Origin of the sequence: Paracoccus sp. DMF-8, from assembly GCF_029309835.1 — a bacterium.
GTDB lineage: Bacteria > Pseudomonadota > Alphaproteobacteria > Rhodobacterales > Rhodobacteraceae > Paracoccus.
In genome coordinates this window covers 373,555-399,022 of record NZ_JARJHL010000017.1, presented here as the reverse complement: position 1 = coordinate 399,022, position 25,468 = coordinate 373,555, and the positions used below count along the sequence as shown (strand labels likewise).

Below are 25,468 nucleotides of genomic sequence, written 5' to 3'. Positions count from 1 at the left end.
GATCGCCGGGCGGCTGCCTCTTTGCCTTGCGCGTTCAGGCCATCCCTGTCACCGACGATCAGATCAGCCAGCGGTTGAACCAGTCGATGGTCCGTTGCCAGGCCAGTTCCGCCGCTTCCCTGTCATAGCGCGGGGTGGAATCGTTGTGGAAACCGTGATTGGTGCCGGGATAGACATGCGCCTCATAGGTCTTGCCGTGTTCCTTTAGCGCCGCCTCATAGGCGGGCCAGCCTGCATTGACGTTCTCGTCATGCTCGGCGAATTGCAGCAGCAGCGGGGCGCTGATGCTGGGCACGTCCTCGACCGGGGCCTGCCGGCCATAAAAGGGCACTGCCGCGGCAAGTTCGGGATAGGCCACGGTGGCCGCGTTCGACACCCCGCCACCATAGCAAAAGCCGGTGATGCCGATCTTGTCGGTGGTCAGGTCGCTGGCCAGAAGCCATTCGATGGCGGCAAAGAAATCGTTCATCAGCCGCGCCGGATCGACCTGCTGCTGCAATTCGCGGCCCCGGTCGTCATTGCCGGGATAGCCGCCCTGCGATGTCAGCCCGTCGGGTGCCAGCGCCACGAAACCCGCCTTGGCGACGCGGCGGGCGACATCCTCGATATAAGGGTTCAGGCCACGGTTTTCGTGGACCACGACCACGCCCGGCACCGGGCCGCTTGCGCCCGAGGGCCGCACCAGATAGCCGCGCACCTCCTCATGTCCGTTGGGCGAGGGGTAGGTGACATATTCCGCGACGATATCGGGGTCGGTAAAGGCGATCTGCTGGGCCAGCGCATAATCCGGGCGCAGCATCCCCAGCAGCGCCGTCGCTGTCAGCCCGCCCACCGCGAACTTGCCCGCGCGGTCCAGGAATTCGCGCTTGGTGATGCGGCCATGGGCATAGAAATCGTAAAGCTCCAGCAGTTCCTGCGGAAAATCCCTTGCGGTCAGTCTGGTCATCGGCTGTCTCCCTGTTGCGTGGCGGCAGGCTTTATTCTGCCACGGATCTGTCCGCTGAAGGCGATCATCATGCCGTGATCGGGCGCCTGTTCATCCCTTCAGCGCGGTCAGATGACGCAGGTCGCGCCCGGCGCGGCCTGTGGCCAGTGCGTCCAGATCCCCGGCGCCAAAGGCCAGCCCGGACCCCAGTGCCGGGCAGGCCAGCGCCGGAACCGCCTGACCCTGCGCCCGCCCGGCCAGCAGATGCCGGTTCAGCCGCGCCGAGGGCGCCGGATCGCCGACCGGCACGACCGGATGCGCCGCGCCCGACCACAGCAGCGTCTGCAAGGACTGGTTGAGCAGGCCGGGGCGCGGCCGGTAAAGGGCTGGATCGTCTCCAGCCCGGCAAAGCTGGCCGGGCCTTCGCGCAGCCGCGCCAGCAGCGGGCCGAAGATGCGGGCGTCGCCATCGACCGGGCCGATCCGGGCCTGGAAAACCAGCCCGCCGGGTGCCGGTGCGGCGGGCAGCAGCCGCCAGTTCGCGCGCCGCAGCAGCGCGCGCGGGCGGGATCCGGCGCGGCGCGGCCAAGGGCAGCCGCGACCGAGGCGGTCCAGACCGGCGACTGTTCGCGGTGAAAGAAGGCAGGATAGGCGATCCCGCTGATATAGTCCTGTCTTGCGTCGCGGGTCATGCGTTGCTCCTGCTGTTTGTGCCATTGGTCCGGGTCTGGCAGTCCGGCAGCCTGACCTCTGCCCGCAGGCCACCGGTCGCCCGGTTGCTCAGGGTTATGCTGCCGCCATGTTCGGAGATGATCTGCCGGGCGATGGCCAGCCCAAGCCCCGCCCCGCCGGTATCCAGATTGCGGCTGTCCTCGCCGCGGAAAAACGGCTCGAAGACGTGCTCCAGAAGGTGCGGCGCGATTCCCGGCCCGTCATCCTCGATCACCACCGCGACCTGCTGCCCGGATTGCCTGACCCGGACCACGGCCGTCGCGCCATAGCGGACCGCGTTGTCGATCAGATTGCCAAGGGCACGGCTGATCGCCACCGGCCGCAAGCGCAGGGCAATCCGCCCGCGCGTTTCAGAAGCGGCACCGCGATCATGGCAAAGCTGGCCCAGCAGCGCCACCAGATCGGTCGCAACCGGCGCTTCGCCGTCCTGACCCCCACGCCCGTATTGCAGCAGATCTTCGGCGATCACCGCCATATCGTCCAGCGTGCGGATGAAGGGTTCCCGGATGTCTTCGTTTTCCAGCATCTCGGCGCGGATGCGCAGGCCGGTGATGGGCGTGCGCAGGTCATGTCCGATGGCCGCGACAAGGCGCATCCGCTCGGCATCGAAATTGGCGATGCGCTGCTGCATGTCGTTGAAGGCCGCCGCCGCCTCGCGCAACTCGCGCGCGCCTGTTTCGGTGACGCGGGCGCTGCGGTCGCCATTGCCTGCCGCCCATGCGGCGCGGGAAAGTTCCTGCAAGGGCGCGGTCATGCGGCGGGTGAAGATCAGCCCGACGACCAGTGTTCCCAGCAGCGAGGCCGCCAACGGGATGAAGAAAGGGATCTTGCGGGGCCATGCCCGCGTTGGCGGAAGCGGATAAAGCAGCGAATTCAGCCAATGCCCCGCATGCACGCCGGCGCCCAGTTGCACCGACAGAAGCAGCAGCATGGGCTGGTCCGATACCGATGCATCATGTCCGCCATCGAAGGCATGGACCGCATGTCCGGGCAGGGCAATACGGACCTCCTGCTCGATACCGGGCAAAGACGGGACACCCGCCGGGCTGACGGGGTCGGGGGCCACGAAGAAACGTGTATAGCCGGTGTTGCTTTGCGCCAGAATCGTCTCACCCGTGGCGGAATCGACCTCCTCCAGCGCCGTGACCAGCGCCACCAGCCGCCCCATGTCGCGCTGGATGCGCACGGCCTGATCAAAGCCCGATCCTTCCCGGGCCAGAAGAAAGGCCGCGATCGCATTGACCCCGACCAGCGCGACAATCAGCAGCAGCGAGAAACGGGCTGCCAGACCCGAAGGGGCAAGGTGGCGCAAACGGCTCATCGCAGTTGCTCGACGGGGACCGCGATGCGGTAGCCGCCGCCCCATTCCGTGACAATCAGGCGCGATCTCCGCCTGTCGTCGCCAAGCTTGCGCCGCAGACGGCTGATCGTGTTGTCCACGGCGCGATCATAGGCGCGTGCCTCGCGCCCGTGGATCAGGTCCAGCAGCCGCATCCGCGACAGCGTCTTTCCCGGATGATCCAGCAGGGCGCCCAGCAACCTGTTTTCGCCGGTGGTCAGCTCGATTTCATGCCCCTGATCGGTCATCAGCCGTTCCCGCAGCGGATCATGGACAAATTCGCCAAAGCGCCTGCAGGCCGTGCCGGGCTGGGGCTGGCTGGCCGGCACCCGGCGCAGCACCGCGCGAATCCGGGCGACCAGTTCACGGGGATTGAATGGCTTGGTGACATAGTCGTCGGCGCCAAGTTCCAGCCCGTCGATGCGATCGGTTTCCTCGGCACGGGCGGTCAGCAGGATTACGGGGGTGCGACGTTCCCGCGTCAGGTCGCGGCACAGGCTCAGCCCGCTTTCGCCCGGCATCATGATGTCTATGACGGCCAGATGGATGACGGCGGTGTCCAGCATGTCGCGCAACTCGATCCGCATGGGGCGGCAGGCCGAACGCGACACGCGCGGCGATCTGAACTGGGTACCCGCCGGACTGATCGAACGTATCGAGGTGCTGCGCGGCCCGGCGGCGGCGCGCTATGGCGCGGGTGCTGCCGGCGGTGTCGTGAATATCGTCACCAAGCGGCCCGAGATTTTCACCGGCTCGGTCGGATTGCATGCAAACATGCCCGACAGCGACCTTGAAGGCGGAAGCGTCCGGACCAATTTCATGCTGGCCGGTCCGATGGGCGAGAACTGGAGTTTCCGGGTCTTTGGCAATTACAACAAATCCGATCCCGACAGCACCGAGCTGAACGCGGACGCAGCCGCCGAAGCAGGGCTGGAAACCCCGTATGCCGGGCGTGAAGGCGTTGTGAACAAGGATCTCGGCCTGCTTCTGACCTGGCTGCCCATCGAGGGACATGAGCTTGATTTCGAGTTCAACTTCTCGCGTCAGGGCAACCGGTACGCGGGGGATCCCGCAGGTGGGGACGTGCAGGCCGATGTGAATGACGAAAACCTGATCGGTCTGGAAACCAACCGCATGTTGCGCCGCACCCTGTCGGCGACGCATCGCGGTGAATACAGCTTTGGCGAGTCCCACAGCTATATCCAGTGGGAAAATACCCGTAACACCCGCAACTTGAACCCGAACTATGTCTACAGCACGATGGGCATGGGCTGCCCTCCGGGGGTTGAGACGCCTTGCGAGATCCGGGGCAATCCGGACCTTGAGGCCGAAACCAGCTTCAACAAGGAAATCGGCGTCGCGTATCGTGGTGTCAACGGGATCGACGCCAGCCTGACCTGGTTCCACAATGACTACAAGAACCGCATTGCTCCGGGTTTCAGTGATCGCGGCGACCGGCCTGGCGGTGGCGCGATCCTGCAATGGGAAAATACGCCGGAGGCGGTCATCGAAGGCATCGAGGGCAATTTCTCGACCGAATTCGGAGATGGCGAATATGCCCTCAACCTCACCAAGATGATCGAATCCCGCGACAAGCGGACCGGCAACGCGCTGAGTCTGGTGCCGGACCATACGATCAACGCCTCGCTTGACTGGTATGCGCGCGACGACCTGACCTTTACCGTTTCCGCCACGCATTACGGCAGGATCAAGGCGGCGAAGGTGGCGGTGCATACCGGCGTCGAGCAAACCGACCTGGACGAACGCCCATCCTATGCCCTGGTGAATCTGGGCATGAACTGGGATGTGACGGATCAGGCGGAACTCTCGGCAGGGGTCAACAATATCTTCAACAAGCAGTTGTTCCGCACCGGACAGGGCGCCAATACCTTCAATGAAGCGGGTCGGGCCTTCTACCTTTCGCTGAACAAGACGTTCTGATCGTCGATGTCGGCCCGGGCCATTCTTTCGGATGGCCCGGGGCAGGGCGGTTCAGGTCATGGCGGCCCGGGGCAGGGCCGTCCTGCGTCCGTTGGAACGGTTCGTGCGGCGGGAAGGAATGCACATCCTTTGCCCGTGGCGTTCATGTCTGGGTCGCATCGGCGTGACCGGAATGCGCCAGACAGGTTTGGCATATCCCCCGGCTGTTTTCCTGACCTACGGGTGCTGGAATGGACGCCGTCCGACGGCTGCCGTAACCTTCATGTCATCGCCGGAATAGCGTGCCCCCATCAGGGGCACGCCGCCACGATATCCTTGTCAGACCCGTTCCAGCGCGATGGCTATGCCTTGGCCGACGCCGATGCACATCGTGGACAGCGAGCGCCGCCCGCCATTCAGCGCCAGTTCCAGCGCCGCCGTGCCGGTGATCCGCGCGCCCGACATGCCAAGCGGATGGCCCAGTGCAATCGCCCCGCCGTTCGGGTTCACGCGCGGGTCGTCATCGGCGATGCCCAGCTGGCGCAGGGTGGCGATGCCTTGGGCCGCGAAAGCCTCATTCAGCTCGATCACGTCGAAATCGGCCGGGGTCAGGCCAAGCCGGGCCAGCAGTTTCTGCGAAGCCGGAGCCGGGCCGATGCCCATGATGCGCGGCGGCACGCCCGCCGTCGCTCCGCCCAGCACGCGGGCGATGGGGGTCAGCCCGTGCTGCTTCGCCGCCGCCTCGGAGGCAAGGATCAGCGCCGCCGCCCCGTCATTCACGCCCGAGGCATTGCCCGCCGTGACCGAACCATTCGCGAATAGCGGGCGCAGCTTGGCCAGCGCCTCGGGCGTGGTGGCGCGGGGATGTTCGTCGGTATCCACCACGACCGGATCGCCCTTGCGCTGCGGCACGGAAACCGGCGTGATCTCTCGCGCCAGCCGCCCGTTCGCAATCGCCGCCGCGGCCTTGGCTTGTGAGGCCAGCGCCATCGCGTCCTGCGCATCACGCGAGATGCCGTAATCGTCGGCGACATTCTGGCCGGTCTGCGGCATGGAATCCGTGCCATAGGCCGCATCCATCGCCGGGTTCACGAAACGCCAGCCGATGGTGGTGTCGTGGATTTCCGCCGCGCGGGAAAAGGCGCTTTCCGCCTTGGGCAGCACGAAGGGCGCGCGGCTCATGCTTTCCACCCCACCCGCGATGACCAGCCCGGCCTCGCCCGCAGCGATCTGGCGCGCGGCGATCAGCACCGCGTCCATGCCCGAACCGCACAGCCGGTTGACGGTGGTGCCGGGCACCTCGACCGGCAGGCCCGCCAGCAGCAGGGACATGCGGGCGACGTTGCGGTTATCCTCGCCCGCCTGATTGGCGCAGCCATAGACCACCTCATCCACCGCCTGCCAGTCCAGCCCGGCATGACGCGCCATCAGCGCCCGCAGCGGGATGGCGCCCAGATCGTCGGCACGGACGGATGACAGCGCCCCGCCGAAACGGCCGATGGGCGTGCGGATATAGTCGCAGATGAAAACTTCGGTCATGTCACAGCTCCGGCACGACCAGATCGCCAACCGCACCGTCCAGATGCAGTTCTGCGCCGGTCACGGCTTGCAGATTGTCAAGGGAAATGGCGGGCAGCTTCTCGCGCAGCACGAAGCGGCCGTCCTGAATGTCCACCACGGCGAGCGAGGTATAGACGCGGGTCACGCAGCCAACGCCGGTCAGCGGCAGGGTGCAGGCGGCCAGCAGCTTGGGCTTGCCGTCCTTGGTGACGTGATCGGTGATGACGGCCACACGTTTCGCGCCATGCACCAGATCCATCGCGCCGCCCACGGCGGGCACGCCCTTGGGGCCGGTGGACCAGTTCGCAAGGTCGCCGTTCTGCGCCACCTGATAGGCGCCAAGGATCGCCACGTCCAGATGCCCGCCGCGCACCATGGCGAAGCTGTCGGCGTGATGGAAAAAGGCCGTGCCGGGTTTCAGCGTCACCGCCTTTTTTCCGGCGTTGATCAGGTCCCAATCCTCGGCCCCGGGTTCCGGGGCCTCGCCAAAGCCGAGGATGCCGTTTTCGGTGTGGAAAATGGCCTGCCGCCCCGGCGGCTGAAAGCGGGCAACCATCTCGGGGAAGCCGATGCCGAGGTTCACATAGGCGCCATCGGCGATGTCCTGGGCGGCGCGCCAGGCGATCTGGGCGTTGGTCAGCTTATCGGTCATGCCGTCACCTTCGGGTAATATGCGTTGGCGCGATTCAGGTCTTCTTCCTGTGCGGGATCGGAAACTTCGACGATGCCGCCGATAAAGATGCCCGGTGTGATCACGGATTCGGGGTCGATATCGCCCGGTTCGACCGCCCGGCTGACCTGGGCCACCGTCTTGGCCGCAGCGGTGGCCATCAGGGGCGAAAAGTTCCGCGCCGCCATGCGATAGGTCAGGTTGCCGTGGTGGTCGCCCAGTTCAGCCTTGATCAGCGCCACATCGGCCTTCAGCCAGCGTTCCTGAACATAGCTGCGGCCGTCGAATTCCGCGACCGGCTTGCCCTTGGCCAAGTCGGTGCCGTAGCTCGTCGGGGTGTAAAAGGCCGGAATGCCCGCGCCGCCCGCCCGGATGCGTTCGGCCAGCGTGCCCTGCGGAACCAGTTCCAGTTCGATTTCGCCAGCGAGATATCTGTCGGTAAAGACCTTGGGATCCGCCGAACGGGGAAAGGAACAGATCATCTTGCGGACCATGCCCTGTTCGATCATCGCGGCAATGCCGACATGGCCGTTGCCGGCATTGTTGTTGATGACGGTCAGGTTTTTGGGGCTGCCGGTGGCCAGATAACGGTCGATCAGCGCATGGATCAGTTCAATCGGCGCGCCCGAGCCGCCAAAGCCGCCGATCATCACCGTGGCGCCGTCGGGTATGTCGGCCACGGCCTGCGCCAATGTGGGGATGCGTTTGTCCATGAACTCCTCCGCTACGATTTCTGAGCGGGTCATGCCCGCAGGTCAGATTCGAAGCCAGAGTTTTCGTTCGCATATTGATATTTGTTCAACTAACGTAAAATATCGTGCGCATGGTGAACAAAACCGATTTCATCGCCTCGTTGGGCAAGGGGCTCGCGGTCATCGAGGCTTTTCGCGCCGAAAAGCCGCGCCTGTCGATTTCGGACGTGTCCGAAGCCACCGGACTGGACCGGGCGACCGCGCGGCGCTGCCTGCTGACGCTGCATCATCTGGGATATGCCGAATATGACGGCAAATTCTTTACCCTGACGCCGCGCGTGCTGCGGTTGGGCATGGGGGCGCTGGCCGCGATGCCGCTGGCGCAACTGGTGCAGCCTTGGCTGGATCAGCTGTCCGAACAGATCGGGCAGTCCAGTTCGGTTTCGATCCTCGACGGCGCCGAAATCGTTTACCTTGCGCGTGCGGCACAGCGCAGGGTCATGTCGATTGGCCTGATGCCCGGCTCTCGCCTTCCCGCGCATTGCACCTCGATGGGGCGCGTGCTGCTGGCGGCGATGTCGGACCCTGCGGCACGCGCGATCGTTGAAGGATCGGACCTGACGCCGCGCACCGCGCACAGCCTGACCTCGCCAGAGGAAATCATGGAACGTGTCCAGCGCGCCTGGGCCGATGGCTACGCCGTCATCGATCAGGAGATCGAACTGGGATTGCGCTCTATCGCCGTGCCGATCCTTAACGCCCATGGGAAAGTGGTCGCGGCATTGAATACCGGCGTGGCGGTTGTGCAGGCCAGCGCGGACGATCTGGTTTCCCTGTATCTCGCGCCGCTTCTGAAGGTGCAGGACGGGCTGCGCAGGGTGCTGCGCTGAGGATCTCCGCCGCTTCAGTCCATGCGGCAGGGCAGGCCGGGGAAAGGCGGCCGTCTTGCTTGAGTTGACCTCATATCTTCAGGGACGATCATCACCCCGAGGGGTCTTGCCGCCCGCCGATGGGCTGCGCAGGTTGTTCGCCTCCAGCCAGACCGGGTTTTCGGCATAGATGTCGCGGATCAACTGCTTGACCAGATCAAGATGGCCCGACGCATCGCCCGCGCGGTGATTGAGGATGACCGGCGAAATCGCACGCGGGCTGTCGATCACCCGATAGCTGACATCCGAACGCATCTGGCGGGCCGATGACGGGATGATGCAGATCCCCGAATCCGCCGCGACCAGCCCCAGAGCCGTCTGGATCTCGCGCACCTCCAGCACGTCGGCCGGGCGCACGTTTTCGTCCTGCATCAGGTTCAGGACCTGGTCGGCATAGCTGGGGCGCGGTTCCTTTGGATAGACGATCAGCTTTTGCCCGGCCAGCGCCGCCAGCGGCAGCGGCCCCGTATCGCGCGCCAGCGGCGTGTCCAGCGGCAGCGCGGCCACCAGCCTTTCCTCGCGCAGGACCGTGCTGGCGACATTCGGGTCGCGGTGTTTCAGGGCGGCCGAAGCCGATATCTATCCGCCCCTCTTTCAGCGCGGGGATCTGCTGGATCGACAGCATTTCCAGCAGTTGGATATCCAGATCGGGCAGATGCCGGCGCAGCTTGCGCACCAGCACCGGCAGGCCGCCGTAAAGGGTCGAGGCGACAAAGCCGATGGACAGCACCGGGTTGCGGTTCAGCCCGACGCGGCGGGTCGCCTCTTTCATCTGATCGACGCGCCCCAGCACCTGCAACGCCTGTTCATAGAACAGCCGCCCCGCATCGGTCAGCCTGATCGGGCGGGTCTTGCGCTGGATCAGGGTGACGCCCAACTCCTCCTCCAGCAACTGGATCTGGCGGCTCAGCGGCGGCTGTGCGATGTTCAGGACCTCTGCCGCGCGGGTAAAGTTCCGCTCGCGCGCGACGGCGGTGAAATAGCGCAACTGTCGCAAATCCATCCCGATTCCCGGCTTGCAAGACCAAAATAAAAGGTTGTTCTGGGTATTCTGCGGCGCGGCAACTGGCTGAAACGCCGCTTTTTCTTTTGTATAATATCCTCAGGGTATGGTTGTAAACCGAAACGGTGTTGGACAGGAAAAGGGTGCCTGACGCAACTTGGTGTCATGAACCAGTCATTCGCCCCTTTCGCCCCCTCTTCGGATATCCGGCCCGTCATCTCGCGGGTGGAAACCGTGATCCTCGATCTGCCCACGATCCGGCCGCATAAACTGTCGGTCGCGACGATGAACGGGCAGGTCCTGATGCTTGTCCGCGTCCATTGCAGCGACGGGATTGTCGGCATCGGTGAGGGCACGACCATCGGCGGCCTCGCCTATGGCGGCGAAAGCCCCGAAAGCATGAAGACCAATATCGACACCTGGTTTGCGCCGGTGATGATCGGTCAGGATGCGACGCGGGTGCAGGCGCTGATGGCGCGCATCGGCAAGATGGTCAAGGATAACCGCTTTGCCAAATCGGCGGTGGAAACGGCGCTGCTGGATGCCCATGGCAAGCGGCTTGGCCTGCCGGTCAGCGAGCTTCTGGGCGGTCGCCGGCGCGACCGGCTGCCGGTGGCGTGGACGCTGGCCTCGGGCGACACCGCCCGCGACGTTGCCGAGGCCGAACAGATGCTGGACCTGCGCCGGCACAATATTTTCAAGCTGAAGATCGGTGCGCGCCGGGTCAGCGACGATATCGCCCATGTCGCCGCGATCAAATCCGCGCTTGGCGACCGCGCTGCGGTGCGGGTCGATGTCAACATGGCATGGTCGGAAACCGAGGCCGCCTATGGCATGGCCGCGCTGGCCGATGCGGGCTGCGAACTGGTCGAACAGCCGGTGGCGCAGACCTCGGCCCTGTCGCGGCTGGTGCGTCGTTTCCCGGTGGCGCTGATGGCCGATGAATCCCTGACCGGTCCTGAAAGCGCCTTTGAACTGGCGCGGGTCCATGGCGCCGATGTCTTTGCCGTCAAGCTGGAACAAAGCGGCGGCGCCTATAACGCGCTGCGCGTCGCGGCGATTGCCGATGCGGCGGGGATCGGCCTTTACGGCGGCACCATGCTGGAGGGCGCGGTCGGCACGGTGATTTCGGCCCATGCCTTTGCCACCTTCGCCAATCTGCAATGGGGCACCGAACTGTTCGGCCCGCTGCTCTTGACCGAGGAAATCCTGTCCAAGCCGCTGGATTACAGCGAATTTTCCCTGGCCGTCCCGGATGGGCCGGGCCTTGGCGTGACGCTGGACGAGGACCGCGTGGCCTTTTTCGCCCGCGACGGAATCCGCAAGACCATAAGCCTGCCCGGAAAGGTGTGACCATGCTTTACCATGTGACCATGGATGTGAATATCCCGCGCGACCTGCCCGCCGAGGAAAAGGCCGAGATCGTCGCCCGCGAGAAAGCCTATTCGCAGGATCTGCAACGCAGCGGCAAGTGGCGCCATATCTGGCGGATCGCCGGGCAATATTCGAATGTCAGCATCTTCGACGTTCGCGACAATGCCGAACTGCATGAAATCCTGTCGGGCCTGCCCCTGTTTCCTTTCATGGACATCAAGGTCACGCCGCTTCTGCGTCATCCATCCGCGATCAGAGAGGATGACAGCTGACCATACCCACGGGGCGCAGGCGCCGCCCCGACCCAGTTTCCAAGCAGATCCAGGAGGAGAGACTATGACGAGTGTCAAGATTTTCGACCGACCCGATGTGCAGGCGTTCCTGAAGGAACTCAGCGGCCTGAACAGCGCCGATGGCGATCCGCGCATGAAGGAAATCATCCATCGCCTGATGTCGGACCTGTTCAAGGCAATCGACGACCTGAACATCACCCCCGACGAATACTGGACCGGGGTGGCATGGCTGAACGACCTTGGCGCTGCCGGTCAGGCCGGGCTGATCTCGCCGGGTCTGGGCGTCGATCACTTCATCGACGAACGGCTGGACGCCATCGACGCGGCACTGGGCATCGACAACCCGACGCCGCGCACCATCGAAGGCCCGCTTTATGTCGAGGGCGCGCCGGTCGCACAGGGCTTTGCCCGGCTGGACGATGGCCGCGATACCGATGGCCAGACGCTGATCATGCATGGCATCGTCCATGACGCGGATGGCAAGCCGCTGCCCGGCGCGCAGGTCGAGGTCTGGCATTGCGACACCCGCGGTTTCTATTCGCATTTCGACCCGACCGGCCTGCAATCCGATTTCAACATGCGCCGCACCATCATCACGGATGAAAACGGCCGCTATAAGTTCCAGAGCATCCTGCCCAGCGGCTATGGCGTGCCGCCCGGCAGCCCGACCGAAAAGCTGCTGACGGCCCTTGGCCGCCATGGCCAGCGCCCGGCGCATATCCATTTCTTCATCAGCGCCGATGGCCACCGCAAGCTGACCACCCAGATCAATATCGAGGGCGATCCGCTGATCGACGACGATTTCGCCTATGCGACCCGCGAGGGGCTGGTGCCTTCCGTGATCGAACGCGATGACGAGGCAAGTATCCACGCCAATAACCTCAACGGTCCCTTTGCCGAAATCGAATGGGACATCCACCTGACCGCGCTGGTCGATGGCGTCGACAATCAGGTCAACGAACAGCGCCGCCGCGCCGCCGCCTGATCCGTGTTTCCGGGCGGCGCCGACAAGACCGCCGCCCGACCCGATCCCTTCATCACTGACATCTGGCAGGGGCCTGTCCGCAAGACGCGCATCCCCTGGGGAGGAGACTTATGTCCGCGATCATCGAAAAGACCCGCGATCTGGAACAGCTTCTGGACGTCGCCGTGCAGGACGACAAAGAGGCCGGGCTGTTCCGCTGCCGCCGCGACATCTTCACCAACGAAGACCTGTTTGCGCTGGAAATGAAGCATATCTTTGAAGGCAACTGGGTCTATCTGGCGCATGAAAGCCAGATCCCGAATGTCAACGATTATTACACGACCTGGATCGGCCGCCAGCCGATCGTCATCACCCGCGACAAGACCGGCGCGCTGAATGCCGTCATCAACGCCTGTGCCCATAAAGGCGCGATGCTGTGCCGCCGCAAACAGGGCAACAAGGGCAGCTTTACCTGCCCGTTCCACGGCTGGACCTTTTCCAACACCGGCAAGCTGCTGAAGGTCAAGGACGCAAAAACCACGCAATATCCCGACCAGTTCAACACCGACGGCTCGCATGACCTGACCCGCGTGGCCCGGTTCGAAAGCTATCGCGGCTTTCTGTTCGGCAGCCTGAACGCCGATGTCGCGCCCCTGGAGGAGTTTCTGGGCGAGGCCAAACTCATCATCGACCAGATCGTCGATCAGGCCCCCGAGGGGCTGGAGGTTCTGCGCGGCAATTCCAGCTATATCTATGACGGCAACTGGAAGTTGCAGATGGAAAACGGCTGCGACGGCTATCACGTCAGTTCCGTTCACTGGAACTATGCCACGACCATGGAACGCCGCGCCGAGACCGGCACCAAGGCGGTTGATGCCAATAGCTGGTCGAAATCGGTCGCCGGCGTCTATGGCTTCGAGAACGGCCATATCCTGCTGTGGACCAATACGAAAAACCCCGAGGTGCGCCCGATCTGGAACCGGCGCGACGACCTTGTCACCCGGTTGGGCGAGGAAAAGGCGGGTTTCATCGTCAACCAGACCCGCAATCTGGGCATCTATCCGAACGTGTTCCTGATGGACCAGTTCAGCACCCAGATCCGCGTCATCCGCCCGCTGGATGTGGGCCGGACCGAGATTACCATCTTCTGCTTTGCCCCCAAGGGCGAAAGCGCCGAGGACCGCGCCCATCGCATCCGCCAATACGAAGATTTCTTTAACGTATCCGGCATGGGCACCTCGGACGATCTGGAAGAATTCCGCGCCTGCCAGACCGCCTATGCCGCGCCCCTGTGGAACGACATGTCACGCGGCGCGCCCTTGTGGATCGAGGGACCGGACGACAACGCCCGCCGCATGGGGCTGAACCCGATCCTGTCGGGCGAACGCAGCGAGGATGAGGGCCTGTTCGTCGTGCAGCACGAATTCTGGGCCAGGACGATGCGCGAGGCGCTGGCCGCCGAAAAGAAGGGAGAAGCAGCATGAGCCTTGATCACAACGTCACCGGACTGGATTACGCCGCCATCTGCGCCTTTCTGTATCGCGAGGCGCGTCTGCTGGATGACCGGGAATGGGATGAATGGCTGACCTGCTATGCGCCGGATGCCAGCTACTGGATGCCCGCATGGGACGATAACGATACCACCACCGAGGATCCGCAATCGGAAATCTCGCTGATCTATTACCCCGACCGCAGCGGGCTGGAGGATCGCGTTTTCCGCATCAAGACCGAACGTTCGGGCGCATCGACGCCCGAACCCCGCACCAGCCACGCCGTCCAGAATGTCGAGGTGGTCGAGGATCGCGGGGCCGAGGTGGATGTCCGCTACAACTTCCACACGCTGAACCATCGTTATCAGACGACGGACCAGTTTTTCGGCACCATGTTCGTGACCCTGCGCCGGACGGATGACGGCCTGCTGATCGCGGCGAAAAAGATCGTCCTGAAGAACGATTACATCCGGCAGGTCATCGACGTCTATCACGTCTGAGGTCGCCGGACCCAGCACAACCGCAAGGAGGAAGCGACCATGTGCTACAGAATTGCACTGAATTTTGAGGACGGGGTCACGCGCTTCGTCGATTGCAAGCCGGGTGAAAAGGTTCTTGATGCGGCATTCCGCAACAAGATCAACCTGCCGATGGATTGTTCGGACGGCGTTTGCGGCACCTGCAAATGCCGCGCCGAAAGCGGCAGCTATGACATGGGCGACGATTATATCGAGGACGCCCTGACCGAGGACGAGGCCGAAAGCGGCCTTGTCCTGACCTGCCAGATGGTGCCGTCCTCGGATTGCGTCATCTCGGTCCCGGTGACGGCGGCGTCCTGCAAGACCGGCCAGCAGAAATTCGCGGCCACCGTGACCCGGATCGCCCCACATAACGATGCGGCGGCGGTGCTGGAACTGGCGGTGGGTGAGGGCGAGGCCGCCCCCGCCTTCCTGCCCGGACAATATGTCAATATCGACGTGCCGGGCAGCGGCGATCACCGTTCCTATTCCTTCAGCACCGCGCCGGGGGAAACGGCGCTTGGCTTTCTGATCAAGAAGATCGACGGCGGGCTGATGGGGAATTGGCTGGCCGGCGCGAAACCCGGCGACCGGCTGGACCTGACCGGGCCGATGGGCAGCTTTTACTTGCGCGGTGGCGACGGTCCTCTGCTGTTTCTGGCGGGCGGGACCGGGCTTGCGCCCTTCCTGTCGATGCTGGAGGTTTTGGCGCGCGAGGGATCGCAGCGCCAGATCCACCTGATCTATGGCGTGACCCGGGATCTGGATCTGGTGCTGGTCGATGACGTTGCCGCCTATACCGAACGTCTGCCGAATTTCAGCTTTGCAACCGTGGTGGCCGATCCCGATCTGGATCACCCGCGCAAGGGCTGGGTCACGCAGCATATGCCGGACGAGATGCTGGCGGCGGGCGAGGTCGATGTCTATCTGTGCGGCCCGCCGCCGATGGTCGATGCCGTGCGTCACTATCTGGACGACCAGAAGATCCAGGCCGCCAGCTTCCATTACGAGAAGTTCACGCCCAACGCGCCCTTGAAGGCCAGCGCATGAGCGGCGCGGTATTCACCGGGCGTTTCGCGGGCAAGGTGCTGGTCGTGACCGGCGCCGCGCAGGGCATCGGCCGCGAGGTCGCCCTGCGCGCCACCGCCGAAGGCGGCCGCGTGCTGTTTGTGGACCGCGCCGATTTCGTGGTCGAGGTGGCCGCCAAGGCAGGCACGAATGCCGCCGCCTTCACCGCCGATCTGGAAACATGGGACGGCGCGGATGCCGCCATGCGCCATGCGGCAGAGGTCTTTGGCGGGATCGACATTCTCATCAACAATGTGGGCGGTGCGATCCGTATGCGCCCCTTTGCCGAGTTCGAGCCGGCCCAGATCGACGCCGAAATCCGGCGCTCGCTGATGCCGACGCTTTATTGCTGCCGGGCGGTCCTGCCGCATCTGCTGGCGCGGGGCGGCGGCACCATCGTCAACGTCTCGTCCAATGCCACGCGCGGCATCTATCGCGTGCCCTATTCGGCGGCCAAGGGCGGCGTGAACGCGATCACGCAATCGCTGGCGATGGAGATGGCCGGCCAGAATATCCGCGTCGTCGCCACCGCCCCCGGCGGCACCGAGGCACCGCCCCGCCGCGTCCCCCGCAATGCCGAAGGCGACAGCGCGGCGGAACAGGCATGGATGGCCGAGGTCGTCGAACAGGTCACGCAATCCGCGCCGATGCACCGCTATGGCACCATCAGCGAACAGGCCGCACCGATCCTGTTTCTGGCCTCGGACGAGGCATCCTACATCACCGGATCGGTCCTGCCCGTCGCCGGAGGCGACACGGGTTAAGCACCGCCGGAGGCGACACAGGCTAAGCGTGGCGGGAGGCGACATCGGCTGGCCGGGCTTTCAAGCGAAAACAAGGGAGGAACGACATGCGAAACATAGATGTAAGCGAAACGATAGACCAAGGCCCTTTCGGCCGCTTTCAGTGGATGGTGGTCGCACTTTGCGGCGCGCTGCTGATCGTCGATGGCTATGACGTGTTCGTGGCGGGCACGGTGCTGCCCACGCTGATCGCGGAATGGGGCTTGACCAAGCCGCAGGCGGGCGCGTTGCAGGCCTGGGCGCTGTTCGGGATGATGTTCGGGGCGCTGATCCTTGGGCCGATGGCCGACAGGATCGGGCGCAAGAAAGGCGTGGCGATCAGCTTCGTGCTGTTCACCTCGGCCACCGTTCTGACCGGCTTTTCCAATTCGCCCGAACAGTTCAAGATTTTCCGTTTCATCGCGGGTCTGGGTTGCGGCGGGCTGATGCCCAATGCGGTGGCGCTGATGAATGAATATGCGCCGAAACGGCTGCGCGGCACGATGGTCGCGCTGATGTTTTCGGGCTATTCGATCGGCGGCATGGTCGCGGCGGGTCTGGGCATCGGCCTGATCCCCAGTTTCGGCTGGAAACCGATGTTCTTCATCGCCGCCGTGCCGCTGCTGCTGCTGCCGCTGATCCTGTGGAAACTGCCGGAATCGCTGGGCTTTCTGATCCGTCAGGGCCGGCAGGACGAGGCGCGGCGTATCTTTGCCAGGATCAGCCCGGCAACGCCGCTGTCCGCCGACGACCAGCTGGTCTTCAGCGAAACCAAGGGCGCCTCGGCCTCCGTCGCGGAACTGTTCCGCCACAATCGCGCCCTGCGCACGCTGATGCTGTGGCTGTCCTTCTTCTGCTGCCTGCTCCTGGTCTATCTGCTGTCCTCCTGGCTGCCCAAGGTGCTGCAAGAGGCCGGTTACGCCGAACGCGCCAGCCTGCTGTCGCTGTTCTCACTGAATTTCGGCGGCATGGCCGGGGCGATCGCCGGGGGCTGGATGGGCGACCGTTTCGGCCTGCCCAAGGTCGTGGTCGGCTTTTTCGCGGCGGCGGCGGCGTCCATTGCGCTGATCGGCTATAATCCTGCGCCGGGCCTGCTGTTCGGGCTGGTCTTTATCGCCGGAGCCACGACCATCGGCACCCAGATCCTGCTTTATGCCAGCGTGGCGCAGCTTTACAATCTGTCAGTGCGCGGGGCGGGGCTTGGCTGGGCCTCGGGCGTGGGGCGGATCGGCGCCATCGTCGGGCCGACCTTTGGCGGGGTGCTGCTGGCGCGGGAATTGCCGCTGGCGCAGAACTTCCTGATCTTCGCCATCCCGGCGGTGGTCTCGGCGCTTGCCATGCTGGTCTTTGCGCTTGCCAACGGGCGGGCCCGCGACACGACGCGGCTTGCCACCGCCTGAAAATCACAGCAACAGGGCGCGCGGCTCCGGTTGCGCGCCGCATCTGCATGAAAGGCCGAACGATGCCCTATTTGGACCTGCCCAGCCACCGCCTGAACTATCGCATCGACGGCGATGCGCGGGGCAAGCCATGGCTGACCTTCTGCAACTCTCTGGGCACCGACCTGCATATGTGGGACGCGCAGGTCGCGGGCCTGTCCGGCGATTTTCGCATCCTGCGCTATGATCGTCGCGGACATGGGGAGTCCGGCACCCCGACGCCGCCTTACAGCATGGCCGATCTGGGCGGCGATGTGATCGCCCTATGGGATGCGCTGCAGATCGAGCGCAGCCATTTCTGCGGATTGTCCATCGGCGGGCTGACCGGGCAATGGCTGGCGATCCATGCCGGCGCGCGGCTTGGACGTGTCGCGGTTTGCGCCACGGCGGCCCGGATCGGCACGGCCGACAGCTGGAACAGCCGCGTCGCCGATGTGCAGGCGAACGGGCTTGGCGCGCTTGTCCCCGCCACGGCGGAACGCTGGTTCACGGGTGATTTCCGCGTCGCCCGGCCTGAGCCTGTGCAAGAGGTTCTGACAAGCTTTGCCGCGACCGCCACTGACGGCTATATCGGCTGCTGCGCCGCGCTGGCCGGGGCGGATCTGCGCGACCAGTTGCACCGGATCGCCAACCCGCTGCTGGCCATTTCCGGCGATGACGATCCGGTCTGCCCGCCCGACGATCTGCAAGCCATCGCCGATGGCGTGCAGGACGGCCGCCATATCAGCCTGCCGGGCCGCCATATCGTCAATCTGGAATCGGCCCCGGAATTCAATGCCGCCCTTGGCGATTTCCTGAACGCAGCGCCCGGGTTTTGACGCGAATTCCGGATGCTCGGGCGGGTTGATCTGGATTGTCGAATTGGAAAACAGTCTGCCGCCTTGGGTTTGTAAACTATGCAATCATCTGGGTTCGCGCCGTATATTTTGGGTGATATGCTGCGTCTTTAGCTTTCTATTGCGCTTAAACCAAGGCCTGAGGTGCCGATAACGGAAATGGTTGTGTTTATTGTCCCGCGGTCGGTGTCTATCGTATAGTTCCATTCCGTTCCGTTTGCAGGGCTGAACACGATGGAGCTCGGATTTTTGCTGATGACTCTTTTCTCCATTTCGCAAAGAGGAATGGCCGTGCAATCGTTCACCGCCTGGCGGCATATGTTTTGACTCGATGCTATGGCAACGAAATCCCCGCGCGTTTTTGGCAGTTTGATGCCGGTTGTTCTTCCCATGGAGTATTGCTTGTCGATCTGGAGTGTATCGCAGTAATTTTTCATGCAATAAGACTCGGTGCCGACGCGAACCAATGTGCTTTCATCTGGCAGATGTTGTGTGCAGGTTATCTCTGCATCGCTTCCATATTGCGATGTAAAGTAATTCTTGTGAAGCGCACCCCATTCCGTCGATCCGCATGATTTGAAAGTCAATCGCTCTGGCGCTTCCGATTTGTATAACGGCGGATGAATGTGATCTCATCGTTTGTGATATCAGTTTCATATTGCTTTGTGCAGGATGTCAGTGTCGCAATTAGCAAGGGGATGGCAAGGTATTTTGTGGTCATGTCATGTCCCCTTTGTCCTGTCGTGTAAAACTGTCATTGCTGTGATTTGCGGGTATATTAGGCTCAGGACCCATTGATTTCCGACTGGCGGCGTGATTCACGGTTCGAAAAGCGAGCGGTGACCATGTCTGATCTTTTTTGGTTGACGGACGCGCAGATGGCGCGTCTTGAGCCTTTCTTCCCCAAGTCCCACGGCAAGCCTCGCGTCGATGATCGACGCGTGTTAAGCGGGATTATCTTCATCAATCGCAATGGCTTACGGTGGCGCGATGCCCCGGCAGCCTATGGCCCGCACAAGACACTATACAACCGTTGGAAGCGGTGGAGCGACAAGGGCATCTTTGCCCAAATGATGGCGGGTCTGGCGGCCGGGCACGGCGAAGAGAAGACCGTGATGATCGACGCCACTTACCTGAAGGCCCACCGCACCGCGACCAGCATGGGCGTGAAAAAGGGGGCGTGGGCGCCTGATTGGTCGCACCAAGGGCGGCATGAACACCAAGTTGCACGCCATCTGCGACAGCCAGGGGCGCCCCCTCAACCTGTTCGTCACTGCCGGACAGGTCAGCGATTACATCGGCGCGCGGGCATTGCTGAGCAGCCTGCCGGATGTCGATTGGCTGCTCGGGGATCGCGGCTATGACGCCGACTGGTTCAGAGAAGCGTTGAAAGACAAAGGGATACGCGCCTGCATCCCAGGCCGGAAGCAGCGGAAGAAAACCGTCAAGTACGACAAGCGCCGGTACAAACGGCGCAACCGGATCGAGATCATGTTCGGCAGGCTCAAGGATTGGAGGCGTGTGGCGACCCGGTACGACCGTTGCCCCAAGGTATTCTTGTCAGCAATCGCACTTGCTGCCCTCGTCATCTACTGGCTTTGAAACTCAATGAGTCCAGACCCTAGAGGAATGATGTGGCATCTGCATGTTGCCGGTCAACTCTGAAGTCTTCCATCGCAGGTTTCGGTCGGTGCGGCCTGTCGTCAGGCCGTGTCGAGAAGAGGCAACGGCTTGTGCGCAGCTTGCGCCATCCAGGGGGCGAGATCGTTTTGCCCGGCCTCAGTCGTATGCAGGTCGTCCCCTCTGCCGACGTCGGTTCAAGCCAGATCAGCATCATGGCGTGGCAGGTCCCCGGCCTTGGTCCGCGTCTGTGTTCGGGCTTGCCCCCCTGCGCACCATGGCCATTGGCGACGTATCAGGCCAGATTGTCAGCCGGATTCGATACGGGAATCCATTTGTTGTAAAGGCGTTATGTTGTGAATTGGCGTGAGGTCTTTTTAAATAATCAAAATATATCAACAAGTTGAAATTGAAATGACAAGAACAAACATCCGATATCAATAAATTATTGACAACATGCTGCGGGCTGATGCATGCTGCCGTCGATGTCTGGCGGGAGGGCCGGGCTCTTCGGAGGTTTCACATGAACAAGCTGACCAGCACGGTTGCCGCGGTTGCGGCCACGATTGCCTTTGCCGCATCGGCGCAGGCCGCAGACTACCCTGCGCAACCCATCGAGATCATCGTGCCCTATGCGGCCGGCGGCGGCACCGATCTGTCGATGCGCGTTCTGGCTGAGGCGCTGCAAAAGCAGCTTGCCGGTGCGACGGTCGTGGTGCGCAACGTGCCGGGCGGCGGTGGCTCGATCGGCACCGGGCAAAGTCTTTCGGCCCGGCCTGACGGCTACACTCTGGGCACCGGCGCGCAGGGGCCGATCACGCTTTTGCCGCATTACGGTGCCACGACCTATGCCATCGACGATACCGATTTCCTGCAGTTGATCGCACGCAACCTGTGGGTCGTGCTGGCCTGCAAGGATGCGCCCTTCCAGACCTTCGACGCGTTTCTGGACCATGCCGGGGCCAATCCCGGCACGGTGCTGATCGGCAATTCGGGCGCGGGCGGTGCCAATCACCTGTCCATCGAGGCCTTTGGCCGCGCATCGGACACCAGCTATGAACATGTGCCCTTCGGCGGCGCGTCCGAGGCGCTGACCGCCTGCGCCGGTGGCCATATCGACGCCGTCACCGCCACCCCCGCCGAGGCGCGGCCACATATCGAATCCGGTGCCGTCACCCCGCTGTTCGTGATGGAGGCCGAACGCATCGCCGATCTGCCCGACGTGCCCACCGCCACGGAAAAGGGCATCGATTTCACCTGGTCGTCCTGGAAAGGCGTGATCGCGCCCAAGGGCCTGCCCGAAGATGTGCGCAGCACCCTGGTCGCCGCACTTTCGGCGGCGGTGCAGGATCCGGATTTCGTCGCGAGAATGCAGGATATGGGCGAAACCGTCGATACCCGCGACGGCGCCGCCTATGAGGAAATGGCGCGCAAGGACAGCCAGATGGCCGAAGAGATCATCCGCGATCTCGGCATGTATGGCATGAACAAGTAATCACGCGTTCCTGCTGCCGGTGCCGGTCCCTGACCGGCGCCGGTCTTTTTCATTGCAGAAGCGGGTTCTTGCGCCCGCCGGACAGAGGACCCCATGTCGCGCCGTCAAATGATCTTAACCAACAAGGACGTGCTGTCCGGCCTGCTGTTCCTGCTGATTGCGGGGATCGTGGCATGGGGTGCGCGCGGCCTGCCGGTCGGCACCGCCCTGCGCATGGGGCCGGGGTTCTTTCCGCCGGTTCTGGCCGGCATCCTTGCGGTGCTGGGCCTGCTGACCCTGCTTGACGGGCTGCGCAACCTGACGCCCGAGAATGCGACCGCGCCGCTGGCATGGGGCCGGATGCTGGTGGTTTGCGGCGGCGCGGTGTTCTTTGCCTGGGGGCTTGGTCCGCTGGGCATGCCGCTGGCGGTGTTCGGCGCGGTGCTGATCTCGGCCAGCGCCAGCCGGCAGTTCCGGATCCTGCCCGGCCTGGGGCTGGCGGCGCTGGCCGCCCTTGGCGCCTGGCTGATCTTTGCCTGGGCGCTTGGCCTGCCGTTCCAGATGCTGGGAAGCTGGCTGCAAGCCGGAGGTGCGGCATGAGCCTGATCGCCGATCTGGGACTGGGCTTTTCCACCGCGCTCAGCCTGACCAACCTGTTCTACTGCTTTCTTGGCGCGCTGGTCGGCACGCTGATCGGCGTGCTGCCGGGCCTTGGGCCGGTCGCGACCATTGCCATGCTGCTGCCGCTGACCTTCGGGCTGGACCCGGTGACGGCGCTGATCATGCTGGCCGGCATCTTCTATGGCGCGCAATATGGCAGTTCGACCACTGCGATCCTGATCAACCTGCCGGGCGAGGCATCCTCGGTCGTCACCGCGCTGGACGGCTATAAGATGGCGCGGCAGGGGCAGGCGGGCAAGGCGCTGGCAACGGCGGCGCTGGGGTCGTTCTTTGCCGGATCGGTCGCCACGCTGATCATCGCCACCATGGGGCCGCTGCTGGCCGGGGTGGCGCTGCGCTTTGGCCCGGCGGAATATTTTTCGCTGATGGTGCTGGGGCTGATCGCCTCTGTCGCGATGGCCTCGGGTTCGGTGGTCAAGGCGCTGGCGATGATCGTCATCGGCATCATGCTGGGGCTGGTCGGGCAGGACATGTATACCGGCGCCGCGCGTCTGACCTTTGGTCAGCCGCAACTGCTGGACGGGATGGAGTTCGTGGCCATCGCCATGGGCCTGTTCGGACTGGCCGAGATCTGCCAGAATCTGGAAGACGAATCCGCCCGTGCCTCGTCCGTCGGCCGGGTCGGTTCGCTGATGCTGACGCGCGAGGATTTTCGCCGCATCGCCCGGCCCGTACTGCGCGGCACCGGCATCGGTTCGCTGCTGGGCATCTTGCCGGGCGGCGGCGCGACCATTGGCGCCTTCGCGGCCTATGTGCTGGAAAAGCGCGTCTCGAAAACGCCCGAGCGGTTCGGCAATGGCGCCATCGAAGGCGTGGCCGCGCCGGAATCGGCCAATAACGCCGGGGCGCAGACCAGTTTCATCCCGCTTTTGACGCTGGGTATCCCGGCCAATGCCACCATGGCGATGATGGTCGGCGCGCTGATCCTGCACGGGGTCACGCCGGGGCCGAATATCATCTCGACCGAGCCGACGCTGTTCTGGGGGTTGATCGCCAGCATGTGGATCGGCAACCTGATGCTGGTGGTGCTGAACCTGCCGCTGATCGGCATCTGGGTCAAACTGCTGTCGGTGCCCTACCGGATGCTGTTCCCGCTGATCGTCGCGCTGTGCTGCGTGGGCGTCTATACGGTCAGCAACAGCACCTTTGACGTGATGCTGATGGTCGGCTTCGGCATCTTGGGCTATCTGTTCATGAAGCTGGGCTGCGAGCCGACGCCCCTGCTGCTGGGGCTGGTCCTTGGCCCCATGCTCGAAGAAAACCTGCGCCGGGCGATGCTGACCGGGCGCGGCGATCCATCGGTCTTCGTGACGCGGCCGATTTCGGCGGTGCTGCTGGGGCTGGCGGTGCTGTGCCTTGTCGCGATGCTGCTGCCCAAGGTGCGCAAGACCCGTGAGGTCGCGTTCGAGGAATGACGCCCGGCCTTGCCATCATCGCCGACGACCTGACGGGCGCGCTGGATGCGGCGGCCCCGTTCGCGGCGCGGGGGTTGCGGGTGCGGGTGGCGCTGGGACCCGGACATCTGGGCGCCGCGCTGGCGCAGGCCCCCGAGGTGATCGCCGTGACCACCGCCAGCCGCGAAATCGCCCCCGCCGATGCCACGGCGGCCATGCGCTGCACCCTGCGGGCGCTGCCGCCGATGCGGATCTTCAAGAAGGTCGATTCCCGCCTCAAGGGCAATATCGGGGCCGAGCTGGATGCGCTGGATTTCGGGCAGGCGCTGGTGCTGCCCGCGATCCCGGAATTCGGCCGGGTCGTGCGCGGCGGCTGCGTCGCGGGCTTTGGCGTCGATCATCCCATCGACATCCGTGCCCGGCTGGGCCGTCACGCCATGCGCGCAGAGATACCCGATACGCTGACCTCGGGGGACATGGCGCAGGCGCTGCGGGCCGCGCCGACAGGGGCGCTGCTGATCGGTGCGCGTGGTCTGGCCGAGGCGCTGGCGGCGCAGATGACCGGCCGACCGCCCCGGCCCGTCGCGACCCTTCCGGGGCCGGCCGCGCTGTTCGGCATCGGTTCGCGCGATCCGATCACGCTGGCGCAGGCCGATGCGTTGCGCGCCGATCCCGGCACGCATTTCGTCGGTGCCCCGAATGGCCATGTCCCGCCGCTGCCCGATGCCCCGCGCCTGCTGGTTCAGGCCCTGCCGGGCGACCACGCGCTTGACGGGGCAGAGGTGGCCGAGAACCTTGCCGCGGCGCTGGCGCCGCTGCTGCGGCCGGGCTTTGGCACCGCGCTGCTGTGTGGCGGCGCCACGGCCGAGGCGGTGCTGGCGCGTCGGGGCGTCGGCTGGCTGGAAATCCGGGGCGAGTGCCTGCCCGGTCTGGTGGTTTCCGTGACGAATGGCTTGACGATCCTGACGAAATCCGGCGGATTCGGGAACAGGGACAGTCTGTTACGGGTGGCGGGTATGATCGGGGGGATTGAGCGATGAAGGGCGACAGGCCGGCGGGGCGCAAGAGTCTGGGCGATATCGTCTTTGACCGTATCCTGCGGTCGATCAAATCGGGCGCCTTTGCCGCCGATGAGCGCCTGCCGACCGAACACGAACTGGCCGCCGAATTCGAGGTCTCGCGCCCTGTCGTGCGCGAGGCGCTGCAACGGCTGCGCGATCAGGGGCTGATCTATTCCCGGCGCGGCGCGGGCAGCTTCGTGCGCTCGGTCGGGCTGAAGCAGCCGCTGGGCTTTGGGCAGTTGGAAAACGTCGCCGATCTGCTGAACTGCTACGAATTCCGCCTGACAGTCGAACCCGCCGCCGCCGCTTGCGCCGCCGAACGCCATGACGACACGACGCTGGAGGCCATCGCACAGGCGCTGGAACTGATGCGCGACGCCACCAACCGCCAGTCGCACCGCGAGGATGCGGATTTCCAGTTCCACCTTGCCATCGCCCGCGCCAGCGAAAACAGCTATTTCGCCACCGCGATGGAGGCGCTCAAGGATCATATCGCGGTGGGGATGCGGTTTCACGGCGCCTCGGTCAAGCGCGAGGTCAGCGGCCTGTCCAAGGTGTTTGACGAACACAGCCGTATCTATGAGGCGATCCGCGACGGCAAGGGCGATCTGGCGCAAAGCCTGATGCACCAGCACCTGATCGGCTCGCGTGAGCGGCTGTTCGAACGCAAGCGCCCCGGCGCGGCGGTGGCCTGAACCGGCCGGT

The 25,468-nt window shown here is 64.2% G+C and carries 27 protein-coding genes; 18 read left to right on the top strand and 9 right to left on the bottom strand.

Going from position 1 to position 25,468, the window contains the following annotated elements:
* Window positions 1-58: 58 nt before the first annotated feature.
* From yghX to PE067_RS20015, 4 genes are all read right to left on the bottom strand, one after another.
* Window positions 59-946, bottom strand: a complete 888-nt coding sequence (yghX, locus tag PE067_RS20030; protein WP_276191512.1) for a YghX family hydrolase — start codon at window positions 944-946, stop codon at window positions 59-61.
* A 90-nt stretch (window positions 947-1,036) separates the two neighbouring features.
* A complete protein-coding gene (locus PE067_RS20025; protein ID WP_276191511.1) occupies window positions 1,037-1,273 on the bottom strand; it encodes a hypothetical protein in 237 nt (78 codons plus the stop codon).
* A gap of 339 nt (window positions 1,274-1,612) precedes the next feature.
* Window positions 1,613-2,977 (bottom strand): ATP-binding protein, encoded by a 1,365-nt coding sequence (locus PE067_RS20020; RefSeq protein WP_276191510.1) that lies wholly within the window; start codon window positions 2,975-2,977, stop codon window positions 1,613-1,615.
* Complete coding sequence (locus PE067_RS20015; protein ID WP_276191508.1) at window positions 2,974-3,561, bottom strand: winged helix-turn-helix domain-containing protein; 588 nt, start codon at window positions 3,559-3,561, stop codon at window positions 2,974-2,976. Before PE067_RS20015 ends, PE067_RS20020 begins: the two co-directional genes overlap by 4 nt.
* Between PE067_RS20015 and PE067_RS20010 the strand changes: the two genes are divergently transcribed.
* Complete coding sequence (locus PE067_RS20010; protein ID WP_276191507.1) at window positions 3,542-4,936, top strand: TonB-dependent receptor; 1,395 nt, start codon at window positions 3,542-3,544, stop codon at window positions 4,934-4,936. The genes PE067_RS20015 and PE067_RS20010 overlap by 20 nt on opposite strands.
* A gap of 318 nt (window positions 4,937-5,254) precedes the next feature.
* On the opposite strand, the gene pcaF is transcribed toward PE067_RS20010, so the two are convergent.
* The 3 genes from pcaF to PE067_RS19995 are packed head-to-tail and all read right to left on the bottom strand — an operon-like array spanning window position 5,255 to window position 7,858.
* Window positions 5,255-6,454, bottom strand: coding sequence for a 3-oxoadipyl-CoA thiolase (pcaF, locus tag PE067_RS20005; RefSeq protein WP_276191505.1), 1,200 nt, complete (start codon window positions 6,452-6,454; stop codon window positions 5,255-5,257).
* A 1-nt stretch (window position 6,455) separates the two neighbouring features.
* Window positions 6,456-7,127 (bottom strand): 3-oxoacid CoA-transferase subunit B, encoded by a 672-nt coding sequence (locus PE067_RS20000; RefSeq protein ID WP_276191504.1) that lies wholly within the window; start codon window positions 7,125-7,127, stop codon window positions 6,456-6,458.
* Entirely contained in the window at window positions 7,124-7,858 is a 735-nt protein-coding gene (locus tag PE067_RS19995; RefSeq protein ID WP_276191503.1) for a 3-oxoacid CoA-transferase subunit A, read from the bottom strand. Before PE067_RS19995 ends, PE067_RS20000 begins: the two co-directional genes overlap by 4 nt.
* Before the next feature lie 110 nt (window positions 7,859-7,968).
* Here PE067_RS19995 and PE067_RS19990 point away from each other — a divergent pair, with 110 nt between their 5' ends.
* Complete coding sequence (locus tag PE067_RS19990) at window positions 7,969-8,727, top strand: IclR family transcriptional regulator C-terminal domain-containing protein (RefSeq protein WP_276191501.1); 759 nt, start codon at window positions 7,969-7,971, stop codon at window positions 8,725-8,727.
* Between the two features lie 78 nt (window positions 8,728-8,805).
* On the opposite strand, the gene PE067_RS19985 is transcribed toward PE067_RS19990, so the two are convergent.
* Window positions 8,806-9,273 carry a LysR substrate-binding domain-containing protein gene (locus PE067_RS19985; RefSeq protein WP_276191499.1) on the bottom strand — a complete coding sequence of 156 codons (468 nt, stop codon included), beginning with the start codon at window positions 9,271-9,273 and terminating at the stop codon, window positions 8,806-8,808.
* Window positions 9,274-9,400: 127 nt separating this feature from the next.
* Between PE067_RS19985 and PE067_RS19980 the strand changes: the two genes are divergently transcribed.
* The 10 genes from PE067_RS19980 to pcaD all read left to right on the top strand — a co-directional run bounded on the left by PE067_RS19980 (window position 9,401) and on the right by pcaD (window position 18,515).
* Window positions 9,401-9,799 (top strand): hypothetical protein, encoded by a 399-nt coding sequence (locus PE067_RS19980; protein ID WP_276191498.1) that lies wholly within the window; start codon window positions 9,401-9,403, stop codon window positions 9,797-9,799.
* Between the two features lie 135 nt (window positions 9,800-9,934).
* Window positions 9,935-11,122, top strand: a complete 1,188-nt coding sequence (locus PE067_RS19975; protein WP_276191497.1) for a muconate/chloromuconate family cycloisomerase — start codon at window positions 9,935-9,937, stop codon at window positions 11,120-11,122.
* A gap of 2 nt (window positions 11,123-11,124) precedes the next feature.
* Window positions 11,125-11,415: a muconolactone Delta-isomerase gene (gene catC / locus PE067_RS19970; protein WP_276191496.1), complete on the top strand. Its 291-nt coding sequence runs from the start codon at window positions 11,125-11,127 to the stop codon at window positions 11,413-11,415.
* Window positions 11,416-11,479: 64 nt separating this feature from the next.
* Window positions 11,480-12,421, top strand: coding sequence for a catechol 1,2-dioxygenase (gene catA / locus PE067_RS19965; protein ID WP_276191495.1), 942 nt, complete (start codon window positions 11,480-11,482; stop codon window positions 12,419-12,421).
* Window positions 12,422-12,531: 110 nt separating this feature from the next.
* Window positions 12,532-13,884 carry a Rieske 2Fe-2S domain-containing protein gene (locus PE067_RS19960; protein WP_276191494.1) on the top strand — a complete coding sequence of 451 codons (1,353 nt, stop codon included), beginning with the start codon at window positions 12,532-12,534 and terminating at the stop codon, window positions 13,882-13,884.
* Window positions 13,881-14,390, top strand: coding sequence for a benzoate 1,2-dioxygenase small subunit (gene benB, locus PE067_RS19955; protein WP_276191493.1), 510 nt, complete (start codon window positions 13,881-13,883; stop codon window positions 14,388-14,390). Before PE067_RS19960 ends, benB begins: the two co-directional genes overlap by 4 nt.
* A 39-nt stretch (window positions 14,391-14,429) precedes the next feature.
* Window positions 14,430-15,458, top strand: coding sequence for a benzoate 1,2-dioxygenase electron transfer component BenC (benC, locus tag PE067_RS19950; protein WP_276191492.1), 1,029 nt, complete (start codon window positions 14,430-14,432; stop codon window positions 15,456-15,458).
* Complete coding sequence (benD, locus tag PE067_RS19945; protein ID WP_276191490.1) at window positions 15,455-16,240, top strand: benzoate diol dehydrogenase BenD; 786 nt, start codon at window positions 15,455-15,457, stop codon at window positions 16,238-16,240. The genes benC and benD overlap by 4 nt, the downstream gene beginning before the upstream one ends.
* 86 nt (window positions 16,241-16,326) lie before the next feature.
* Entirely contained in the window at window positions 16,327-17,658 is a 1,332-nt protein-coding gene (locus PE067_RS19940; protein ID WP_276191489.1) for an aromatic acid/H+ symport family MFS transporter, read from the top strand.
* 62 nt (window positions 17,659-17,720) lie between these two features.
* Window positions 17,721-18,515 (top strand): 3-oxoadipate enol-lactonase, encoded by a 795-nt coding sequence (pcaD, locus tag PE067_RS19935; protein ID WP_276191487.1) that lies wholly within the window; start codon window positions 17,721-17,723, stop codon window positions 18,513-18,515.
* Window positions 18,516-18,643: 128 nt separating this feature from the next.
* On the opposite strand, the gene PE067_RS19930 is transcribed toward pcaD, so the two are convergent.
* The gene (locus PE067_RS19930) at window positions 18,644-19,120 is read right to left on the bottom strand and encodes a hypothetical protein (protein WP_276191485.1); all 477 of its coding nucleotides are present in this window, start codon (window positions 19,118-19,120) and stop codon (window positions 18,644-18,646) included.
* Between the two features lie 258 nt (window positions 19,121-19,378).
* Here PE067_RS19930 and PE067_RS19925 point away from each other — a divergent pair.
* The 6 genes from PE067_RS19925 to PE067_RS19900 all read left to right on the top strand — a co-directional run bounded on the left by PE067_RS19925 (window position 19,379) and on the right by PE067_RS19900 (window position 25,458).
* Window positions 19,379-20,135 (top strand): IS5 family transposase gene (locus PE067_RS19925; RefSeq protein WP_276188865.1). Its coding sequence is split into 2 segments (ribosomal slippage): window positions 19,379-19,710 and window positions 19,709-20,135, totalling 759 coding nucleotides; the frame shifts between segments, so codons are not numbered across the junction.
* A gap of 541 nt (window positions 20,136-20,676) precedes the next feature.
* Entirely contained in the window at window positions 20,677-21,648 is a 972-nt protein-coding gene (locus PE067_RS19920) for a tripartite tricarboxylate transporter substrate binding protein (RefSeq protein ID WP_276191484.1), read from the top strand.
* A 93-nt stretch (window positions 21,649-21,741) separates the two neighbouring features.
* Window positions 21,742-22,227 carry a tripartite tricarboxylate transporter TctB family protein gene (locus PE067_RS19915; protein WP_276191483.1) on the top strand — a complete coding sequence of 162 codons (486 nt, stop codon included), beginning with the start codon at window positions 21,742-21,744 and terminating at the stop codon, window positions 22,225-22,227.
* Window positions 22,224-23,723: a tripartite tricarboxylate transporter permease gene (locus PE067_RS19910; RefSeq protein WP_276191482.1), complete on the top strand. Its 1,500-nt coding sequence runs from the start codon at window positions 22,224-22,226 to the stop codon at window positions 23,721-23,723. The genes PE067_RS19915 and PE067_RS19910 overlap by 4 nt, the downstream gene beginning before the upstream one ends.
* A complete protein-coding gene (locus PE067_RS19905; protein WP_276191481.1) occupies window positions 23,720-24,742 on the top strand; it encodes a four-carbon acid sugar kinase family protein in 1,023 nt (340 codons plus the stop codon). Before PE067_RS19910 ends, PE067_RS19905 begins: the two co-directional genes overlap by 4 nt.
* On the top strand, window positions 24,739-25,458 hold the full coding sequence (locus PE067_RS19900; protein ID WP_276191480.1) for a FadR/GntR family transcriptional regulator: 720 nt from the start codon (window positions 24,739-24,741) through the stop codon (window positions 25,456-25,458). Before PE067_RS19905 ends, PE067_RS19900 begins: the two co-directional genes overlap by 4 nt.
* The last annotated feature ends 10 nt before the right edge of the window (window positions 25,459-25,468 follow it).

Coding starts and splice junctions, on each gene's coding strand:
- pcaD (WP_276191487.1), top strand. CDS start 17,721: ATGCCCTATTTGGACCTGCCCAGCCACCGCCTGAACTATCGCATCGAC.
- PE067_RS19910 (WP_276191482.1), top strand. CDS start 22,224: ATGAGCCTGATCGCCGATCTGGGACTGGGCTTTTCCACCGCGCTCAGC.
- PE067_RS19920 (WP_276191484.1), top strand. CDS start 20,677: ATGAACAAGCTGACCAGCACGGTTGCCGCGGTTGCGGCCACGATTGCC.
- PE067_RS20015 (WP_276191508.1), bottom strand. CDS start 3,561: ATGCTGGACACCGCCGTCATCCATCTGGCCGTCATAGACATCATGATG.
- PE067_RS20010 (WP_276191507.1), top strand. CDS start 3,542: ATGACGGCGGTGTCCAGCATGTCGCGCAACTCGATCCGCATGGGGCGG.
- PE067_RS19990 (WP_276191501.1), top strand. CDS start 7,969: ATGGTGAACAAAACCGATTTCATCGCCTCGTTGGGCAAGGGGCTCGCG.
- yghX (WP_276191512.1), bottom strand. CDS start 946: ATGACCAGACTGACCGCAAGGGATTTTCCGCAGGAACTGCTGGAGCTT.
- benD (WP_276191490.1), top strand. CDS start 15,455: ATGAGCGGCGCGGTATTCACCGGGCGTTTCGCGGGCAAGGTGCTGGTC.
- benB (WP_276191493.1), top strand. CDS start 13,881: ATGAGCCTTGATCACAACGTCACCGGACTGGATTACGCCGCCATCTGC.
- PE067_RS19995 (WP_276191503.1), bottom strand. CDS start 7,858: ATGGACAAACGCATCCCCACATTGGCGCAGGCCGTGGCCGACATACCC.
- pcaF (WP_276191505.1), bottom strand. CDS start 6,454: ATGACCGAAGTTTTCATCTGCGACTATATCCGCACGCCCATCGGCCGT.
- PE067_RS20000 (WP_276191504.1), bottom strand. CDS start 7,127: ATGACCGATAAGCTGACCAACGCCCAGATCGCCTGGCGCGCCGCCCAG.
- PE067_RS20020 (WP_276191510.1), bottom strand. CDS start 2,977: ATGAGCCGTTTGCGCCACCTTGCCCCTTCGGGTCTGGCAGCCCGTTTC.
- PE067_RS19915 (WP_276191483.1), top strand. CDS start 21,742: ATGTCGCGCCGTCAAATGATCTTAACCAACAAGGACGTGCTGTCCGGC.
- PE067_RS19940 (WP_276191489.1), top strand. CDS start 16,327: ATGCGAAACATAGATGTAAGCGAAACGATAGACCAAGGCCCTTTCGGC.
- catA (WP_276191495.1), top strand. CDS start 11,480: ATGACGAGTGTCAAGATTTTCGACCGACCCGATGTGCAGGCGTTCCTG.
- PE067_RS19905 (WP_276191481.1), top strand. CDS start 23,720: ATGACGCCCGGCCTTGCCATCATCGCCGACGACCTGACGGGCGCGCTG.
- benC (WP_276191492.1), top strand. CDS start 14,430: ATGTGCTACAGAATTGCACTGAATTTTGAGGACGGGGTCACGCGCTTC.
- PE067_RS19900 (WP_276191480.1), top strand. CDS start 24,739: ATGAAGGGCGACAGGCCGGCGGGGCGCAAGAGTCTGGGCGATATCGTC.
- PE067_RS19960 (WP_276191494.1), top strand. CDS start 12,532: ATGTCCGCGATCATCGAAAAGACCCGCGATCTGGAACAGCTTCTGGAC.
- catC (WP_276191496.1), top strand. CDS start 11,125: ATGCTTTACCATGTGACCATGGATGTGAATATCCCGCGCGACCTGCCC.
- PE067_RS19975 (WP_276191497.1), top strand. CDS start 9,935: ATGAACCAGTCATTCGCCCCTTTCGCCCCCTCTTCGGATATCCGGCCC.